2 protein-coding genes are annotated in these 1,019 nt (G+C 39.8%); both read left to right on the forward strand.

The genetic code is table 11. The annotated features are described in order from the left end of the window. The coding region (locus A3757_RS26435) for a hypothetical protein (protein WP_197469825.1) at positions 1-523 on the forward strand (523 nt) is incomplete at its 5' end. A 37-nt stretch (positions 524-560) separates the two neighbouring features. After that, a partial coding sequence (locus A3757_RS26440; RefSeq protein WP_369819531.1) for a 7TM-DISM domain-containing protein occupies positions 561-1,019 on the forward strand: 459 nt, incomplete at its 3' end.

Raw genomic sequence — 1,019 nt, forward strand, 5'->3', positions numbered from 1 at the left:
TGTTGATAACGCGCGAGAGCGTATTCTTGCACAAAAGGCCGAATTAAAACTGCAGCAACATAGGAAGAAGATATTACTTGCAGGCTGTGAGCCTGTAATGGGCTTGAACTATGATCACCTCGCAATGGACGATTACCCCGATAACACCTTGGTAGCCGAAGCTCGGAGAGATAGAGATTACTGGGTACTTATATGTGCTATTTTCGCGTCCTTGTTTGTATTTAGTTTGTTAGGTTTGCTTGATGCCTGGGTTGGTGGTGTTGGTTGTGGTATGGCTTTTCTATCTGCTTTTTTTGCATTCTCTCCTATGCGGAAGTTCTTTTTCTCTCGTCCACATTTACATGAGTTGCTAGCTAAAAGAAAGGTGATCGAATACGGAGCTTTACACCATATTCAGTACCTTGAAGGCACTGACGGGCTCGCATGGCGTTGCCAAAAATTGACAAAATTCAACCCGAACTTATCCAAGAGCCTCTTTAACGGTATATATCGTTACTCTAAAGATCGATCACTTACCATTTAAAAGCCGAAAGGTAGATTTACCTACTTTTGTTTTTAGTATTCCAGAAAACCATACAGAGCTTGACGTATATCTAAACATACAGTCAGAAGGTGTATTGCAACTCCCGCTCTCAATCGTTACCCAAAATGAGTTAAGTAAGCAAAACATATCTTTTAGTCTTCTATCCGGGATATATTTCGGCGCAATCCTGATTATGCTTTTTTACAATAGCTTTATTTATCTCACCGTAAAGGATAAAGGCTATCTTTACTATTTAATATACCTAAGCTCATGCGCAATCATCCAGTTAGTGCTTTCTGGTCTCGCTTTTCAATATCTATGGCCAAACTACCCCCTATTTAATTACCACGCTGTTGTATTTTCTGCCGCTTTTACCGGCATTAGTGCGATAACATTTATTAAGAATTTTATTGGTATCGACTACATAAGCTCTAAGCGAGACCTTGTACTGATAAAGCTTCTAATTCTGACTTTCATATTGACGGTACTATCCGGC

The sequence above is a fragment of the Oleiphilus sp. HI0117 genome, from assembly GCF_001635235.1.